General features: G+C 54.0%; 11 protein-coding genes. 4 read left to right on the top strand and 7 right to left on the bottom strand.

The features are described from left to right. The first annotated feature begins 233 nt into the window (after positions 1-233). Positions 234-3026, top strand: coding sequence for a DNA polymerase I (gene polA, locus ACOQH0_RS22905; RefSeq protein ID WP_407586818.1), 2793 nt, complete (start codon positions 234-236; stop codon positions 3024-3026). Positions 3027-3337: 311 nt separating this feature from the next. Here the strand turns inward: polA and yihA are convergent, their stop codons facing one another. Further along, entirely contained in the window at positions 3338-3967 is a 630-nt protein-coding gene (gene yihA / locus ACOQH0_RS22900) for a ribosome biogenesis GTP-binding protein YihA/YsxC (protein WP_010436812.1), read from the bottom strand. Between the two features lie 578 nt (positions 3968-4545). On the opposite strand from yihA, the gene yihI reads away from it, so the two are divergent. Together yihI and hemN are read left to right on the top strand one after the other, a co-directional pair. Beyond that, positions 4546-5061: a Der GTPase-activating protein YihI gene (gene yihI, locus ACOQH0_RS22895; protein ID WP_089600439.1), complete on the top strand. Its 516-nt coding sequence runs from the start codon at positions 4546-4548 to the stop codon at positions 5059-5061. Between the two features lie 188 nt (positions 5062-5249). Beyond that, positions 5250-6623 (top strand): oxygen-independent coproporphyrinogen III oxidase, encoded by a 1374-nt coding sequence (gene hemN / locus ACOQH0_RS22890; RefSeq protein ID WP_421511265.1) that lies wholly within the window; start codon positions 5250-5252, stop codon positions 6621-6623. Positions 6624-6692: 69 nt separating this feature from the next. Here hemN and glnG read toward each other — a convergent pair whose 3' ends face one another. The 3 genes from glnG to glnA all read right to left on the bottom strand — a co-directional run bounded on the left by glnG (position 6693) and on the right by glnA (position 10746). Then, a complete protein-coding gene (glnG, locus tag ACOQH0_RS22885; protein ID WP_042716381.1) occupies positions 6693-8105 on the bottom strand; it encodes a nitrogen regulation protein NR(I) in 1413 nt (470 codons plus the stop codon). Positions 8106-8116: 11 nt separating this feature from the next. Continuing rightward, on the bottom strand, positions 8117-9166 hold the full coding sequence (gene glnL / locus ACOQH0_RS22880) for a nitrogen regulation protein NR(II) (RefSeq protein ID WP_010436825.1): 1050 nt from the start codon (positions 9164-9166) through the stop codon (positions 8117-8119). A gap of 170 nt (positions 9167-9336) precedes the next feature. Beyond that, positions 9337-10746 (bottom strand): glutamate--ammonia ligase, encoded by a 1410-nt coding sequence (gene glnA, locus ACOQH0_RS22875; protein WP_010436828.1) that lies wholly within the window; start codon positions 10744-10746, stop codon positions 9337-9339. A 387-nt stretch (positions 10747-11133) separates the two neighbouring features. On the opposite strand from glnA, the gene typA reads away from it, so the two are divergent. After that, positions 11134-12957 (top strand): ribosome-dependent GTPase TypA, encoded by a 1824-nt coding sequence (gene typA / locus ACOQH0_RS22870; protein WP_010436831.1) that lies wholly within the window; start codon positions 11134-11136, stop codon positions 12955-12957. A 63-nt stretch (positions 12958-13020) separates the two neighbouring features. On the opposite strand, the gene ompL is transcribed toward typA, so the two are convergent. From ompL to ACOQH0_RS22855, 3 genes are all read right to left on the bottom strand, one after another. Next, positions 13021-13707: a porin OmpL gene (gene ompL, locus ACOQH0_RS22865; RefSeq protein WP_023333894.1), complete on the bottom strand. Its 687-nt coding sequence runs from the start codon at positions 13705-13707 to the stop codon at positions 13021-13023. A gap of 74 nt (positions 13708-13781) precedes the next feature. After that, positions 13782-15206, bottom strand: coding sequence for an MFS transporter (locus ACOQH0_RS22860; RefSeq protein WP_421511264.1), 1425 nt, complete (start codon positions 15204-15206; stop codon positions 13782-13784). 43 nt (positions 15207-15249) lie between these two features. Beyond that, the gene (locus tag ACOQH0_RS22855; RefSeq protein ID WP_421511263.1) at positions 15250-16632 is read right to left on the bottom strand and encodes an MFS transporter; all 1383 of its coding nucleotides are present in this window, start codon (positions 16630-16632) and stop codon (positions 15250-15252) included. Positions 16633-16645: the final 13 nt, after the last annotated feature.

The following is a 16645-nucleotide window of genomic DNA, read 5'->3' as shown; positions in this document are numbered from 1 at the left end:
TCATGAGTACTCACTTAATATGATGATAATAAACAATAAATTATATAATGGGATAGGATTTTTACGGCTGTTATTCATATGTAGTGAAAGTATGCACAAACTTATCCACAGTTTGATTTTTGCGAGCGATCCTCTCGATCGCAAAATCTTTTCCTGTATCAGGCGCTAATAACTGATGTTTTCATCCTTCTGTGGCATCCTTTACCCATAAATTGATTAAAGGCACGGACATTATGGTTCAGATCCCAGAAAACCCTCTTATTCTCGTCGACGGCTCTTCTTACCTGTATCGGGCATACCATGCGTTTCCTCCTCTGACCAACAGCGCAGGGGAACCCACCGGCGCAATGTACGGCGTGCTGAACATGCTGCGTAGCCTGATCCTTCAGTATCAGCCAACCCATGCGGCAGTGGTCTTTGATGCAAAAGGTAAAACCTTCCGCGACGAGTTGTTTGAGCATTACAAATCCCATCGTCCGCCGATGCCTGACGATCTGCGAGCACAGATCGAGCCGCTGCACACCATGGTGAAAGCGATGGGGCTGCCGTTGCTGGCCGTTTCTGGCGTTGAGGCCGACGACGTTATCGGCACGCTGGCGCGTGAAGCAGAAAAAATGGGCCGTCCAGTGCTGATCAGTACCGGTGATAAAGACATGGCGCAGCTTGTGACGCCAGGTATCACCCTGATTAACACCATGACCAACACCATTCTGGGGCCTGAAGAAGTCGTCACAAAATATGGCGTGCCGCCTGAACTGATTATTGATTTCCTCGCGTTGATGGGCGACTCCTCAGATAATATCCCTGGTGTGCCGGGCGTCGGTGAAAAAACCGCGCAGGCGCTGCTTCAGGGGCTGGGCGGGCTGGATACGCTCTACGCGGAATCGGATAAAATCGCCGGGCTCACCTTCCGTGGTGCGAAAACCATGGCGGCGAAGCTGGAAGATAACAAAGAGGTGGCTTATCTCTCTTATAAGCTGGCCACAATCAAAACCGATGTCGAGCTGGAACTGGGCTGTGAGCAGCTGGAAGTGCAACAGCCTTCCGCTGACGATCTGCTGAGCCTGTTTAAGAAATACGAATTTAAGCGCTGGACCACTGACGTGGAAGCCGGTAAATGGCTGCAGGCAAAAGGCGCGAAACCTGCCGTGAAGCCGAAAGAGACGATTGTTGTGGATGCTGAAGAGCAGGCAGACGAAGAGGTCGTCGCGCTCTCCTTCGACAACTACGAAACCCTTCTTGAAGAGTCACAGCTGGTCGCCTGGATCGAGAAGCTGAAAAAAGCGCCGGTCTTTGCCTTTGACACCGAAACTGACAGCCTCGATAACATTTCGGCCAACATGGTGGGCCTGTCATTTGCCACCGAACCGGGCGTTGCGGCCTATGTCCCTGTTGCACATGATTACCTGGATGCGCCGGATCAGATCTCCCGCGACCGCGTCCTTGAGCTGCTGAAGCCGATTCTCGAAGATGACAAGGCGCTCAAAGTTGGGCAGAACCTGAAATATGACCGCGGCATTCTGCAAAACTACGGTATTGAGCTGCGCGGCATCGCCTTCGACACCATGCTGGAATCCTACATTCTGGACAGCGTGGCAGGCCGTCATGATATGGATTCCTTATCTGACCGCTGGCTCAAGCACAAAACCATTACGTTTGAAGAGATTGCCGGAAAAGGTAAAAATCAGCTCACCTTTAACCAGATTGCGCTGGAAGAGGCGGGTCGTTACGCGGCGGAAGACGCCGATGTGACGCTGCAGTTGCACCTGAAGATGTGGCCAAAGCTGCAAAAGCAGGAAGGCCCACTGAACGTGTTCCAGCATATCGAAATGCCGCTGGTGCCGGTGCTGTCCCGCATCGAACGCAACGGCGTAAAAATCGATCCAACGGTGCTGCATAACCACTCGGGTGAACTGGCGCAGCGTCTGACCGAGCTTGAGCAAAAAGCCCATGAGCTTGCCGGAGAGCCGTTTAACCTGTCGTCGCCTAAACAGCTGCAAACTATCCTGTTTGAAAAGCAGGGCATCAAGCCGCTGAAGAAAACCCCTGGCGGTGCGCCATCAACCTCTGAAGAGGTGCTGGAAGAGCTGGCGCTGGATTATCCACTGCCAAAAGTTATCCTCGAGTATCGCGGTCTGGCGAAGCTTAAATCGACCTACACCGATAAGCTGCCGTTGATGATTAACCCGAAAACGGGGCGTGTGCATACCTCTTATCATCAGGCGGTTGCTGCAACCGGGCGTCTCTCGTCGACCGATCCCAACCTGCAGAACATTCCTGTGCGCAATGAAGAGGGTCGTCGTATTCGTCAGGCCTTTATTGCGCCAGAAGATTATCTGATTGTCTCTGCGGACTACTCACAAATTGAGCTGCGCATTATGGCGCACCTGTCGCGTGATAAGGGCTTGCTGACCGCGTTTGCCGAAGGGAAGGATATTCACCGGGCAACGGCCGCTGAAGTCTTTGGCCTGCCGCTGGATAGCGTGACAAACGAACAGCGTCGCAGCGCGAAAGCGATTAACTTCGGTCTGATTTACGGGATGAGCGCCTTTGGCCTGTCACGCCAGCTCAACATTCCGCGTAAAGAGTCGCAGAAGTATATGGATCTCTACTTCGAGCGCTACCCGGGCGTACTGGAGTATATGGAACGCACCCGTGCGCAGGCGAAAGAGAAAGGCTACGTTGAAACGCTGGATGGTCGTCGTCTGTATCTGCCGGACATCAAATCCAGCAACGCGGCGCGCCGTGCAGGCGCAGAGCGTGCGGCTATCAACGCCCCAATGCAGGGAACCGCTGCTGACATCATTAAGCGTGCGATGATCGCCGTGGATGCCTGGCTGGAAAAAGATAAACCGCGCGTGAAAATGATCATGCAGGTACACGATGAACTGGTGTTCGAAGTGCACAAAGACGATCTTGAAAAAGTGTCTCAGAAGATCCACGAACTGATGGAAAGCAGCATGAAGCTGGACGTTCCGTTGCTGGTGGAAGTGGGGAGTGGCGAAAACTGGGATCAGGCTCACTAAGGGTTCATGGAATAACGCGCGTTTTATGTAAGTTAGCAACATAACGACGTGCGTTTTGTGACAATCATTAGAATTCCCTATGTAAAGAATGAAAAAAAACTACAAAAAGTGCTTTTTCTACAGATAAAAAAGGGGTAGAGTTAACGACGTAGGGTACAGAGGTAAGATGTTCTATCTTTCAGACCTTTTACTTCACGTAATCGGATTTGGCTGAATATTTTAGCCGCCCCAGTCAGTAATGACTGGGGCGTTTTTTATTGCGGCAAAGAAAATGTCAGGCAAAAAAAGCGCGGACATTGCCGCGCTCATATTTACTCTTCTTCCGCTTCTGTCGCGGGTTCCAGCTCGTTAAACCAACTGTCGAGTTTCTGACGCAGTTTATCCACGCCCTGTTTTTTCAGCGAGGAGAATGGCTCAACCTGCACATCACCGTTAAATGCCAGCACCGCTTCGCGAACCATATTCACCTGTGCTTTTCGCGCACCGCTAGCCAGCTTATCGGCTTTGGTCAGCAGAACCAGCACGGCGATATCGCTCTCTACAGCCCAGTCGATCATCTGCTGATCGAGATCTTTCAGCGGATGGCGGATATCCATTAGCACCACCAGACCTTTCAGGCACTGGCGTTTTTCCAGGTACTCACCCAGCGCACGCTGCCATTTTATCTTCATCTCTTCAGGTACTTGCGCATACCCGTAGCCCGGTAAGTCGACCAGGCGTTTGCCTTCTGCAACTTCAAACAGGTTGATCAGCTGAGTACGGCCAGGTGTTTTTGAGGTGCGCGCCAGGCTCTTCTGATTAGTCAGCGTATTCAGGGCGCTGGATTTTCCCGCATTGGAGCGGCCAGCGAATGCCACTTCAATACCCGTATCAGAAGGCAGGTGGCGAATATCAGGCGCACTGGTGACAAAATGCGTCTGTTGGTAGTTCCAGGTAGTCACGTGGTCGTCTCCAAAAATCGTAATCTGCGGGGGATTATACCTGAATGCGGGCAAAAGGCTTTTCCCATCGTACCTGGCACGTAAGCGAAAACCCTCAAATGTGTAAGAGATCGGCTACAAACCCTATGGGACATTTAAGAGAAATCGCAGGCGTTTAAAAATGCAAATTATTAAATATCATAGACTTGATGGTGAGTAATAATCCGAAAATCCGTTTTTGTACCCTTTCGTTGCTTGTTAGTTTAAGGGAAAAAGGTAAAGTGTGCGTCAAGGCGAGGATGCCACAGGATAACGACTTAAGGATAAGGGTCAGGAGCGCCAGGAGGCGAAGACTCGGGATTGTCAGGAAGACCAGCGCCTGGAGGCGTTTTAACAGGAAATGGAACCGTATCACGGACGGTATTTGCCAAGGGATAAACAGGGTTTGTTGTTGGTAAACATGGAATGTCTGACCCGCTAAGGGTTGTGAGTCAGGAAAAAAGGCGACAGATTGCTCTGTCGCCTTTTTTCTTTGCTTGCTTTCTGCTAGATTTCGCCGCAATTCTATACTGAATAAAACGGCTTAAAGATAAAACATCATGAAAAAACCGACCACCGCAGCGGGCGCGAAACGCCCAGCAAAAGCACGCCGCAAAACGCGCGAAGAACTGAACCAGGAAGCGCGCGATCGCAAACGCGATAAAAAGCATCGTGGCCATGCTGCGGGTAGCCGTGCAAGTGGTAGCGGTGCAACGGGCGCTTCTGCAAAAGGTAAGGCGCAGAAAGATCCCCGTATCGGCAGTAAAACTCCCATTCCACTGGGCGTGACAGACACCCCGGTCACTAAGCAGCACAAACCAAAGAGCGAGAAACCTATGCTTTCACCGCAGGCTGAGCTGGATTTGCTGGAGAACGATGAGCGCCTGGATGCGCTGCTGGAACGTCTTGAAGAAGGTGAAACCCTGACCGCAGAAGAACAGTCATGGGTTGATGCCAAACTGGACCGCATTGATGAGCTGATGCAGAAGCTGGGCCTGTCATACGACGATGACGAAGATGAAGAAGAAGACGAGAAGCAGGAAGATATGATGCGTCTTCTGAAGGGTGGAAACTAACATTTGCACCCGGCAGGCTCAATAGTCCTGCTTATAACCCTTCCGGTTATATGTTATCTGGTGTGGTTATTCGTTAAACTACGGCGGTTGTCGCGGCGACATCAGTGGCTGCGCACCCGAATGATGGCTCGCAATGGGGCCAGACTGGGCCGCCGTAAACGAACGCGACACCAACGGAAGGAGTGAGCATGTCAGCACCAACTATCGACTGGGATTTGGCCCTAATCCAGAAATATAACTATTCCGGGCCGCGTTATACCTCATACCCCACCGCGCTGGAGTTCTCCGATGCTTTCGGCGAGGCGGATTTTCAGCAGGCCGTTGCGCGCTATCCCGAGCGTCCGCTGTCGCTCTATGTCCATATTCCGTTTTGCCACAAGCTCTGCTACTTCTGCGGATGCAATAAAATCGTTACCCGCCAGCAGCACAAAGCCGATCAGTATCTTGATGCGCTTGAGCAGGAAATCCTGCACCGCGCGCCGCTGTTTGCCGGTCGTCACGTCAGCCAGCTTCACTGGGGCGGCGGCACGCCAACGTACCTGAATAAAGCGCAGATCAGCCGTTTGATGGCGCTGCTGCGCGGCAACTTTAATTTTAACGACGACGCTGAAATCTCGATCGAGGTCGATCCGCGCGAAATCGAGCTGGATGTACTGGATCACTTACGCGCCGAAGGTTTCAACCGCCTGAGCATGGGCGTGCAGGACTTCAACAAAGAGGTGCAGCGTCTGGTCAACCGCGAGCAGGACGAAGAATTTATCTTTGCCTTACTCAACCACGCGCGTGATATCGGCTTTACGTCGACCAATATCGACCTGATTTACGGCCTGCCAAAGCAAACGCCGGAGAGCTTCGCCTTCACGCTGAAGCGCGTTGCCGAACTCAACCCGGACCGTCTGAGCGTCTTTAACTATGCGCACCTGCCGACGCTGTTTGCTGCCCAGCGCAAAATCAAAGATGCCGATCTCCCTTCTGCTCAGCAGAAACTGGATATTTTGCAGGAAACCATCACTTCGCTGACCGAAACCGGTTATCAGTTTATCGGGATGGATCACTTTGCCCGTCCGGATGATGAGCTGGCGATTGCCCAGCGCGAAGGCGTTCTGCACCGCAACTTCCAGGGCTACACGACGCAGGGCGATACCGACTTGCTGGGGATGGGCGTCTCGGCCATCAGCATGATTGGCGACTGCTATGCGCAGAACCAGAAAGAGTTAAAACAGTATTATCAGCAGGTTGATGAAACGGGCAACGCGCTGTGGCGCGGCATCGCGCTAACCCGCGACGACTGCATCAGACGCGATGTAATTAAGGCGCTTATCTGCAATTTCCGTCTCGATTTCAGTGACGTGGAAGCACAGTGGAATCTGACCTTCAGCGATTATTTTGCAGAAGATCTGAAGCTGATTGCCCCGCTGGCCAAAGATGGGCTGGCGGATGTTACTGAGGGTGCCATTGAGGTCACGCCGAAAGGGCGTCTGTTGATCCGTAATATCTGCATGTGCTTTGACGCCTATCTGCGTCAGAAAGCGCGCCTGCAGCAGTTCTCGCGGGTTATTTAAGCCGCTTTCGGCTTAGGCAACCGCGAAATGTAGGCCGGGTAAGCGAAGCGCCACCCGGCACTGCCAAAATCACTCCATTCCCAGCTCTTTAAGCTTGCGCGTCAGGGTATTACGTCCCCATCCCAACAGGCGAGCGGCCTCCTGCTTATGGCCCTGCGTATGACGAAGCGCGGTGGTTAACAGCGTACGTTCCATCTCAGGCTGAGCTTCAGACAGCAGGTTTTGATGACCGGAACGCAGTGCGCGGTCAGCCCACTGCGCCAGCAGCGTTGCCCAACTGTCCGGCAGAGCGTGACCGGTGCTGCTTTCAGGTGCAGTGGCTTCAAACAGCTCTGCGGGTAAATCCTGAATCAGCACTTCCTGTCCGGCGGCCATCACGGTTAACCAGCGACAGGTGTTTTCCAGCTGGCGCACGTTGCCCGGCCACGCAAGTCGGGTGAGGGCGGCATCGGTTTCCGGGTGAAGCTGCTTGGCCTCCACGCCAAGCTCGCGGGCTGCCACCTGCAGGAAATGACGCGCCAGGCGGGGAATATCTTCCCGGCGCTCGCGCAGCGGCGGCAGGTGAACGCGGATAACGTTCAGGCGGTGGAATAAATCCTCACGGAATTTTCCCTCCTGCACGCGCAGCTCCAGGTTCTGGTGCGTCGCAGCGATAATGCGCACGTCCACCTTCACCGGCGCATAGCCGCCCACGCGGTAAAACTGCCCGTCGGCCAGCACGCGCAGCAGGCGGGTCTGAACGTCCAGAGGCATATCACCGATTTCATCCAGGAAAAGCGTCCCGCCGTCAGCCTGCTCAAAGCGCCCCTGACGAATAGTATTCGCCCCGGTAAACGCCCCTTTTTCGTGGCCGAACAGCTCGGACTCAATCAAATCCTTCGGAATGGCCGCCATATTCAGGGCGATGAAGGGCGCTTTAGCTCGCGGGCTATGGCGATGCAATGCATGGGCAACCAGCTCTTTACCTGTACCCGATTCGCCGTTAATCAATACGCTGATGGACGAACGCGACAGACGCCCGATGATGCGAAACACATCCTGCATCGCAGGCGCTTCACCGATGATGTCCGTGGTGGGGCCAAAATCGGGCGCATTACGAGGCTGCTGTTGTTCCTGGTAGTGGCTGATGGCGCGTTCAACCAACGCCACCGCCTCGTCGATATCAAACGGCTTTGGCAGGTAATCAAACGCCCCTTGCTGGTAGGCGCTCACTGCGGCATCCAGGTCGGAGTGCGCCGTCATTATGATGACCGGAAGCATTGGGTGGCGTTGTTTGATCTGCTTTAAAAGCGCCAGCCCGTCCATTCCCGGCATGCGAATATCCGAAAGCAAAACATCTGGCGTTTTGGTGGTGAGTGCGTCGAGCACCTCGCTGCCGCTCTCAAACGTCGTGCAGCTTAACCCCGCCCCAGTGAGCGCGCGTTCCAGCACCCAACGGATGGAGCTATCGTCATCGACTACCCAGACTATCCCTCGTTGCATAAACGTCACCTTTATTTTTTAATCGGCAGGAAAACCGAAAACTCGGTATGTCCCGGCCAACTGGTAAATTCAATTTTGCCAGAGTGTTGGTCGATCAAACTGCGGGCAATGGATAACCCCAGCCCGGTGCCGCCTTCGCGGCCGCTGACCATTGGGTAAAACAGCGTGTCCTGCAGATGCGGCGGGATACCCGGACCGTTATCTTCAACGTCGATACGTGCCGCCAGACGATAGCGCACGCCGTGCAGCGTGAGCTGGAAGGCGGTGCGGGTACGTAAAATAATCTCGCCCCCTTCCGGTCCCAGCGCCTGTAGCGCGTTACGTACAATGTTCAGCAGAACCTGTTCAATCTGGTCCGGGTCATGCGCCAGTTCCGGCAGGCTTGGGTCGTAATCGCGCACCAGCGTGACGTTCTCTGGCAGTTCCATTGAGACGAGCTTCACCACCCGTTCCGCCACTTTATGAATGCTTTCAGAGACGTGCATGCCCGGCTGCTGCGGCCCAAGAAGACGGTCAACCAGATTACGCAGGCGGTCAGCCTGCTCAATAATAACGTTGGTGTACTCTGCCAGCGCAGGGTCGGGCAAGGCCTTGGTCAGCAGCTGTGCTGCACCGCGAAGCCCACCCAGCGGGTTTTTTATCTCATGCGCCAGGCCACGCACCAGGTCGCGGGCGGCAATTTGCTGCGCATGCTGAAGCTGCTCCTGGCTGAGCCGACGCTGATTATCCATCGGCGCCATTTCCAGCAGGATCAGTCCTTCGGGAAGACGTTGCGCGGTAAGAGAGAGAATATGTGAACGCCCGTCGATCACCAGTGTCACTTCGTTATCGGTGAACCCCTGTCCGGCCTGCAAACTCTCCTGCATCAGGCCAATATTCAGCGAAAAATAGCTCAACAGTTCAGGAAGCGGGGTGCCAAACAGCTTGCGTGAGCTCTGGGCGAGCAATTGCTGCGCCGCCGGGTTGGCGTAATGCACCGCCAGCTCGTCATCGACCAGCAAGATACTGTTAATTAAGGAATTGAGGATCTGCCCAGCATCGGGCAGCGTGCCAGTTGCCATTCAGCAGTCTCCTGGAGTTGGTTGCACTAATTTAGTGCAGTATAGCTTTTTCGGCGTAAAAAGCGCGTCAGATCAGGTTGTTGGTGGAGAAAAAAGCCCATCCGGAGATGGGCTAAAAGTTTCCACGGCAACTACTCCCGACGTTTATCACGCCGGGTAAAACAACTCGATTAAACGCTGTAGTACAGTTCGAACTCAACCGGATGCGGAGTCATACGCACACGGTCGTTCTCTTCGATACGCAGCGCGATGTAAGCGTCGATAGCTTCATCGGTGAACACGCCGCCAGCCGTCAGGAACTCACGGTCTGCGTCCAGCGCGTTCAGTGCTTCTTCCAGAGAGCCTGCAACCTGTGGGATCTCTTTCGCTTCTTCTGGCGGCAGGTCATACAGGTTTTTGTCCATGGCTTCGCCAGGGTGGATCTTGTTCTTAATACCGTCCAGACCGGCCATCAGCAGTGCTGCGAAGCACAGGTATGGGTTAGCCGCTGGGTCCGGGAAGCGTACTTCGATACGACGTGCTTTCGGAGACGCAACAACCGGGATACGGATAGAAGCAGAACGGTTACGGGCAGAGTACGCCAGCATGACGGGTGCTTCGTAGCCTGGGACCAGACGCTTGTAGGAGTTGGTGGTTGGGTTCGCCAGGGCGTTGATCGCTTTAGCGTGTTTGATAACACCACCGATGTAGTGCAGCGCCTGCTCGGACAGACCCGCGTACTTGTCGCCAGAGAACAGGTTGGTGCCGTTCTTGGACAGGGACATGTGGCAGTGCATACCGGAACCGTTGTCGCCAAACATTGGTTTTGGCATGAAGGTCGCGGTTTTACCGAAACGGTGCGCAACGTTGTGCACAACGTATTTGTAGATCTGAATCTCATCCGCTTTTTTGGTCATGGTGTTGAAGCGGGTAGCGATTTCGTTCTGGCCAGCGGTCGCCACTTCGTGGTGATGCGCTTCCACAACCAGGCCCATCTCTTCCATGATCAGACACATGGTAGAACGGATGTCCTGTGAAGAATCGACCGGAGGAACCGGGAAGTAACCACCTTTCACGCCAGGACGGTGACCTTTGTTACCACCTTCGTATTTGGTGGAAGAGTTCCATGCGCCTTCGATGTCATCGATAGCCACGTGGGAACCTGAAATTGACGCGCCGAAGCGGATGTCATCAAACAGGAAGAACTCTGGCTCTGGCCCGAACAGAACGGTGTCTGCGATGCCGGTAGAACGCAGGTACTCTTCAGCGCGTTTCGCGATGGAGCGTGGGTCACGATCGTAGCCCTGCAGCGTGCCTGGCTCGAGGATATCGCAACGGATGATAAGGGTTGGCTCTTCGAAGAACGGGTCAATGAGCGCAGTGGTTGCGTCTGGCATCAGAACCATGTCGGATTCGTTAATGCCTTTCCAGCCACCAATGGAGGAGCCGTCAAACATTTTGCCTTCTTCAAAGAATTCGGCGTTCACCTGATGAGCAGGGATTGTGACGTGCTGTTCTTTACCTTTGGTATCGGTGAAGCGCAGATCAACAAACTTCACTTCATGTTCGTTCAGCATCGTCAAAACGTGTTCAGCGGACATACTTAACTCTCCAGATTGGTCATTGTCGTCGTGGTAACGAGGTCTTCAACTTCTATCAAGGTGGCTGTGATGCCATCTTTTTGCCGTATTTTTATAAAGCGAAATCTGTGCCAACTTTTAAAACACCCCAAAAAGGCGTTATCATGCGCACCATAGTGCAAAAGGGCTGCACCACAATGGATTTGTTGCACCAGTATAGTGCTTCAATGTGAACATTGAGCACCATATTGGTGCAATTTACGTTAAAGTGCCCTTTTACCGCTCCGTGAAAGCGATCACAAAGCATCTCTGCAATACTTGTTTGCGGGGGATGTTTGTGATCCTGTTTTGTAGTGCGATTAATCCGTGTACAATAACGCGCTATTTCTAAATGCCTGAGGCAAAGTTGTGATCGAAAAATTGCGTAACATCGCCATCATCGCGCACGTCGACCATGGTAAAACTACCCTGGTTGATAAGCTGCTGCAGCAGTCCGGTACATTTGATGCTCGTGCCGAAACTCAAGAACGCGTGATGGACTCCAACGATTTGGAGAAAGAGCGTGGGATTACCATCCTCGCCAAAAACACCGCTATCAAATGGAATGACTACCGTATCAACATCGTTGATACCCCAGGGCACGCCGACTTCGGTGGTGAAGTTGAACGTGTAATGTCCATGGTAGACTCCGTTCTGCTGGTCGTTGACGCAATGGATGGCCCAATGCCCCAGACGCGCTTCGTGACCAAAAAAGCGTTTGCTCATGGTCTGAAGCCAATTGTTGTTATCAACAAAGTTGACCGTCCTGGCGCGCGTCCTGACTGGGTTGTTGATCAGGTCTTCGACCTGTTCGTTAACCTCGACGCGACCGACGAGCAGCTGGACTTCCCTATCGTTTACGCTTCTGCGCTGAACGGTATTGCAGGTCTGGACCACGAAGACATGGCCGAAGACATGACCCCGCTGTACCAGGCGATTGTTGACCGTGTTCCTGCACCAAACGTTGATCTCGACGGCACCCTGCAGATGCAGATCTCTCAGCTCGACTACAACAACTACGTTGGCGTAATCGGCATTGGTCGTATCAAGCGCGGTAAAGTTAAGCCTAACCAGCAGGTCACTATCATCGATAGCGAAGGCAAAACCCGTAACGGTAAAGTGGGTAAAGTACTGACTCACCTGGGTCTTGAGCGTATCGAGAGCGACATCGCTGAAGCGGGCGACATCATCGCCATCACCGGTCTGGGTGAACTGAACATCTCCGACACCATCTGCGATCCGCAGAAAGTCGAAGCGCTGCCAGCCCTGTCCGTTGATGAACCAACCGTATCCATGTTCTTCAACGTCAACACCTCCCCGTTCTGTGGTAAAGAAGGTAAGTTCGTTACCTCTCGTCAGATCCTTGACCGCCTGAACAAAGAGCTGGTGCACAACGTTGCGCTGCGCGTTGAAGAAACGCCAGACGCTGATGCATTCCGCGTTTCCGGTCGTGGTGAGCTGCACCTGTCAGTTCTGATCGAAAACATGCGTCGTGAAGGTTTCGAGATGGCGGTTTCCCGTCCGAAAGTTATCTTCCGCGAAATCGACGGCCGTAAACAGGAGCCGTTCGAAAACGTAACGCTGGACGTTGAAGAGCAGCATCAGGGTTCTGTGATGCAGGCTCTGGGTGAGCGTAAAGGCGACCTGAAAAACATGAATCCAGATGGCAAAGGCCGCGTACGTCTCGACTACGTGATCCCAAGCCGTGGCCTGATCGGTTTCCGTTCAGAGTTCATGACCATGACGTCTGGTACGGGTCTGCTGTACTCCACCTTCAGCCACTATGACGATGTGCGTCCGGGCGAAGTAGGCCAGCGTAACAACGGCGTTCTGATCTCCAACGGTCAGGGTAAAGCGGTTGCGTTCGCACTGTTCAGCCTGCAGGACCGCGGTAAGCTGTTCCTCGGCCACGGCGCAGAAGTTTACGAAGGCCAGATCATCGGTATTCACAGTCGTTCTAACGACCTGACTGTAAACTGCCTGACCGGTAAGAAACTGACCAACATGCGTGCGTCCGGTACTGACGAAGCAACGGTTCTGGTTCCACCGATCAAGATGACCCTGGAGCAAGCTCTGGAATTCATCGATGACGACGAACTGGTAGAAGTGACTCCACAGTCAATTCGTATCCGTAAACGTCACCTGACCGAGAACGATCGTAAACGTGCAATGCGCGGTGCGAAAGAAGAGTAATACAGGTTAGCGTTTACGCTGTCCTGTATGTAAAAAGCCGCTGAGAGATCAGCGGCTTTTTTATTAGAACGAATACCGTAACCCCAACCGAATCCGGTACTGCTCGCGGTTGTAATCATTCCATCTGTCCAGCCACTGCAGCTCAAGATACGGCAGCCAGTTTCTGTCGATCTTATAGCTGAACTTATTGGTAATCTCCCAGTGATGGTCTTTGCCATTTTTGCTGTGGTAATCATTCACTCGCTGGAAAAAGTGCGGTTCAAAGGTGTAGAAAAACGCATCCGTCACTTTGAAATTCCAGTAGTTGGCAAATTCGTGCGTGTCGTTTTTATCCATCTGCCCGTTATAGTCCGGCGTATCGTAATTGTTATGGTTATAGCGATAGCGGAACGTCAGGTTGAACCCGTCCGTAAATTTGTAGTTGGTATCTAAATAAACCGCGCCACCTGACCCCGCGCTGCTGTCGTTAATTAACCCGCCGGGCTGGAAGGTGAGTTTGTCGGTCGGTTTAAAGAGCGGATACCACCCCTCTATTTCGTTATAGCTGTGCTTGAGCTCATCCCATTTCCCCACGTTATAGGCGTTGGTGAACATCAGCCCCGCGCCCATGTCGAAGTTATACCCTGCGCGCAGGATCACCTCGTGCAGCTCAGAGGCCGTATTGTAGGCTTCACGCGTTTCGACATACGCTCCGGCAAATACCGGGCAGGACACTGACGACACGATCAGTACAGTGATGATTCTTTTCATAATTTGTCCATGTATCAGGTACAGAAAGGCCTCCCTCCTGATTAACAGGAAGGAAAGGATGGCCGGATTTATTGTTATAAAGTGACTGCTGACGCTTTATTGTTGGTGGTTATCTCAGGGGTATTCGCTGATTGTTTTTTCCGTTTTCCAATCTCCTCGATAATAAAGGCGAAGCGCGCTTCGTTGAGTTTATAAAACAGCCCCATGGTCACGGCGGCCACGATCGCCAGCCCGCACGGCCAGAGGAAAATAAGCTGACGTAAGCCAAGCAGCGTGCCCGCGCTCTGCACGGCATGGGGAACGTAGCCAATCTGGGTCAGCATAATCCCGGGCAGGAAACCGGCGAGCGCCGCAGAGATTTTGCGCGAGAAGGTGTAGCCGGTATATACCGACCCTTCGGCGCGGATGCCGGTTTTCCACTCGCCGTAATCGACGGTGTCCGGCACCAGCGCCCAGTTGAGGCTATTCACAAACGCCGTGCCGAAAAAGGCCATGCAGGAAAACAGTACGAACAGCAGGGAGCTGGTCCCCCAGAAGAAGTTCAGCACGTCGCCCACCGCCCACAGCAACAGCCCGCCCAGATAGACCGGTTTCTTGCCAAAGCGCTTCACCGCGCCGGGTACCAGAAACACGCCAATCAGAATGCAGCCCATGCTGAAGAAGCCCATCCACGACAGCAGATGCAGATCGTTCAGCACGTACTGGGTGTAATAGACCTGAATCGCCAGCTTGATGTTAAACGCGGCGAGGGTACACAGGTTGGCGATACACAGCACCAGCAGCGGCGGATTGCGGAAAATCGCGCAGAACGATTTCAGCATGCCGGGCTTATGGTGATCCGGCGTGAGCTCCACGTAGCGTTCTTTCACGCCGCTATAGCACCACCACATGCAGAACAGGCCGCCGGTGACGAACGCCAGCGCGGCCACCAGATAGCCGAGCGAGGGCTGGCTGACGAACAGCGCCTGAATGGGCATAAAGCCGACGGTACAGAGCAAGAGTCCCACCGTTGCACCGCCCTGACGCCACGCCGCAAGCTGCGCGCGCTCGTTCGGGTTTTTGGTGATGGCCGGGACCATCGCGCCGTAGGCGCAGTTCATCAGGCTATAGCAGAGGCCAAACATCATGAAGAGCACGGTGGCGAGGGCTGTTTTCACCGTCAGGCTAAAGTCATTGGCCATAAACTGCGCCGTTGCGACCAGTGCCACCGGGACGGAGGCGTAAAGAATGAATGGCCGGAACTTCCCTCTCGGGCCGATGTTACGCCGGGAGTCGAGCAGCACGCCGGTCAGCATGTCGGTCAACGCGGTAAAAAACTTCGCCACCAGGAAAATAATGCCGCCATAGAACGCGGGCATGCCCAGTTCGTCCGTGTAAAACTTCAGCAAATACAGGGTGCCAATACACAGCATCAGATTCGAGCCAAAATCGCCCATCCCGTAGGCGCACTTCTCTCGCAGGCTCAATTTCAGGGTTAACGGATCAGTGTTATGTGTCATGGTCGATCCTCAGAGCGCCCCGCCGGGCGCTCTATCACGTCATTTATGCTGTACGTTTGCGCAGCTCGATCTCTTCCACGATGCGCATATACATTTTCTCGTTGAGATTGTAGAAGCAGCCCATCGCCACGATGGTGATAACCGCCAGCAGGCTTGGATAGATAAATATCAGCTGCCGCAGCCCTTCAACCGTTCCGGCGGATTGCACCACGTTGGGCACATAGCCAATCTGCGTGAGCATGATCCCCGGGAAGAAGCCCGCCAGCGCCTGCGATACCTTCCGAAAGAAGGTAAAGCCGGTGTAGACCGTCCCCTCGGAGCGCACGCCGGTGCGCCATTCGCCGTATTCCACGGTATCGGACACCAGCGCCCAGTTCAGGCTGTTCACAAACGCGGAGCCAAAGAACGCCAGGCAGGAGAACGCCACAAAGCTCACCGAGCCGCCGCCGAAGAAGTAATTGAGCAGATCGCCCGCCACCCAAATCATCAGCCCGCTGATGTAGACCTTTTTCTTCCCGAAACGCCGTACCGCGCCGGGCATCATAAAGACGCCGATAAAAATACAGCCCATGCTGAAGAAGCCCATGTACGACAGCAGGATCGGGTCGTTCAGCACGTACTGCGTGTAGTAAACCTGGATGGCGAGCTTGACGTTAAAGGCACCCAGTGTGCACAGGTTAGCGATGCACAGGATAAACAGCGGACGGTTCCCGGCGATGGCGCGAAACGACTGCAGCAGGCCCGGTTTTTGCGCCGGGTTTGCAGGCTGTGTCTCGACGTAACGCTCGGTCACGCCCTTGTAGCACCACCACATAAAGAACAGCCCGAACAGTGAGAAGAGGGTCGCTGCGAAGATATACCCAAGCTGGTCGTTACCTTCAATCAGGTTCATCACCGGCACAAAGCCGACGGTACAGAGCAGCAGGCCCAGGGTGGCACCGCCCTGACGCCAGGCGGCCAGCGAGGCCCGTTCGTCCGGGTTTTTAGTAATGGCGGGCACCATCGCGCCGTAGGAGCAGTTCATCATGCTGAAGAACAGGCCATAGAGCATGAACAGCACCGTCGCCATCACCGTTTTACCGGTCATCTCAAACGGCGTGCCGACGAAGTTGGCAATCGCCAGTAAGGTCACCGGGAACGCTGCATACAGCACGAACGGGCGGAACTTCCCTTTCGGGCCGATCTTGCGCCGGGAGTCGAGCATGATCCCGGTCCCCATGTCGGTGAAGGCGGTAAAGAACTTCGCAATCAGGAAGATGATCCCGCCGTAGGTACCCGGCAGCCCCAGCACGTCGGTGTAGAACTTCAGCAGATAGAGCGTGCCGATATCCAGCAGGATGTTAGAGCCGAGGTCGCCCATCCCGTAGGCGAGTTTTTCTTTAAACGGCAGGCGTAGGGTTGCCGGATCGGAAGTATGTTGACTCATTATTGTTCTCCGT

Origin of the sequence: Enterobacter sp. JS8-1 (genome assembly GCF_049187015.1) — a bacterium.
In the GTDB taxonomy this organism is placed as follows: domain Bacteria; phylum Pseudomonadota; class Gammaproteobacteria; order Enterobacterales; family Enterobacteriaceae; genus Enterobacter; species Enterobacter mori.
Note: the sequence above shows the minus strand (reverse complement) of the source record. Positions and strands in the feature narration are given on the sequence as shown.

Coding starts and splice junctions, on each gene's coding strand:
- ACOQH0_RS22860 (WP_421511264.1), bottom strand. CDS start 15,206: ATGACACATAACACTGATCCGTTAACCCTGAAATTGAGCCTGCGAGAG.
- glnL (WP_010436825.1), bottom strand. CDS start 9,166: ATGGCAACTGGCACGCTGCCCGATGCTGGGCAGATCCTCAATTCCTTA.
- glnG (WP_042716381.1), bottom strand. CDS start 8,105: ATGCAACGAGGGATAGTCTGGGTAGTCGATGACGATAGCTCCATCCGT.
- hemN (WP_421511265.1), top strand. CDS start 5,250: ATGTCAGCACCAACTATCGACTGGGATTTGGCCCTAATCCAGAAATAT.
- ACOQH0_RS22855 (WP_421511263.1), bottom strand. CDS start 16,632: ATGAGTCAACATACTTCCGATCCGGCAACCCTACGCCTGCCGTTTAAA.
- yihI (WP_089600439.1), top strand. CDS start 4,546: ATGAAAAAACCGACCACCGCAGCGGGCGCGAAACGCCCAGCAAAAGCA.
- glnA (WP_010436828.1), bottom strand. CDS start 10,746: ATGTCCGCTGAACACGTTTTGACGATGCTGAACGAACATGAAGTGAAG.
- polA (WP_407586818.1), top strand. CDS start 234: ATGGTTCAGATCCCAGAAAACCCTCTTATTCTCGTCGACGGCTCTTCT.
- ompL (WP_023333894.1), bottom strand. CDS start 13,707: ATGAAAAGAATCATCACTGTACTGATCGTGTCGTCAGTGTCCTGCCCG.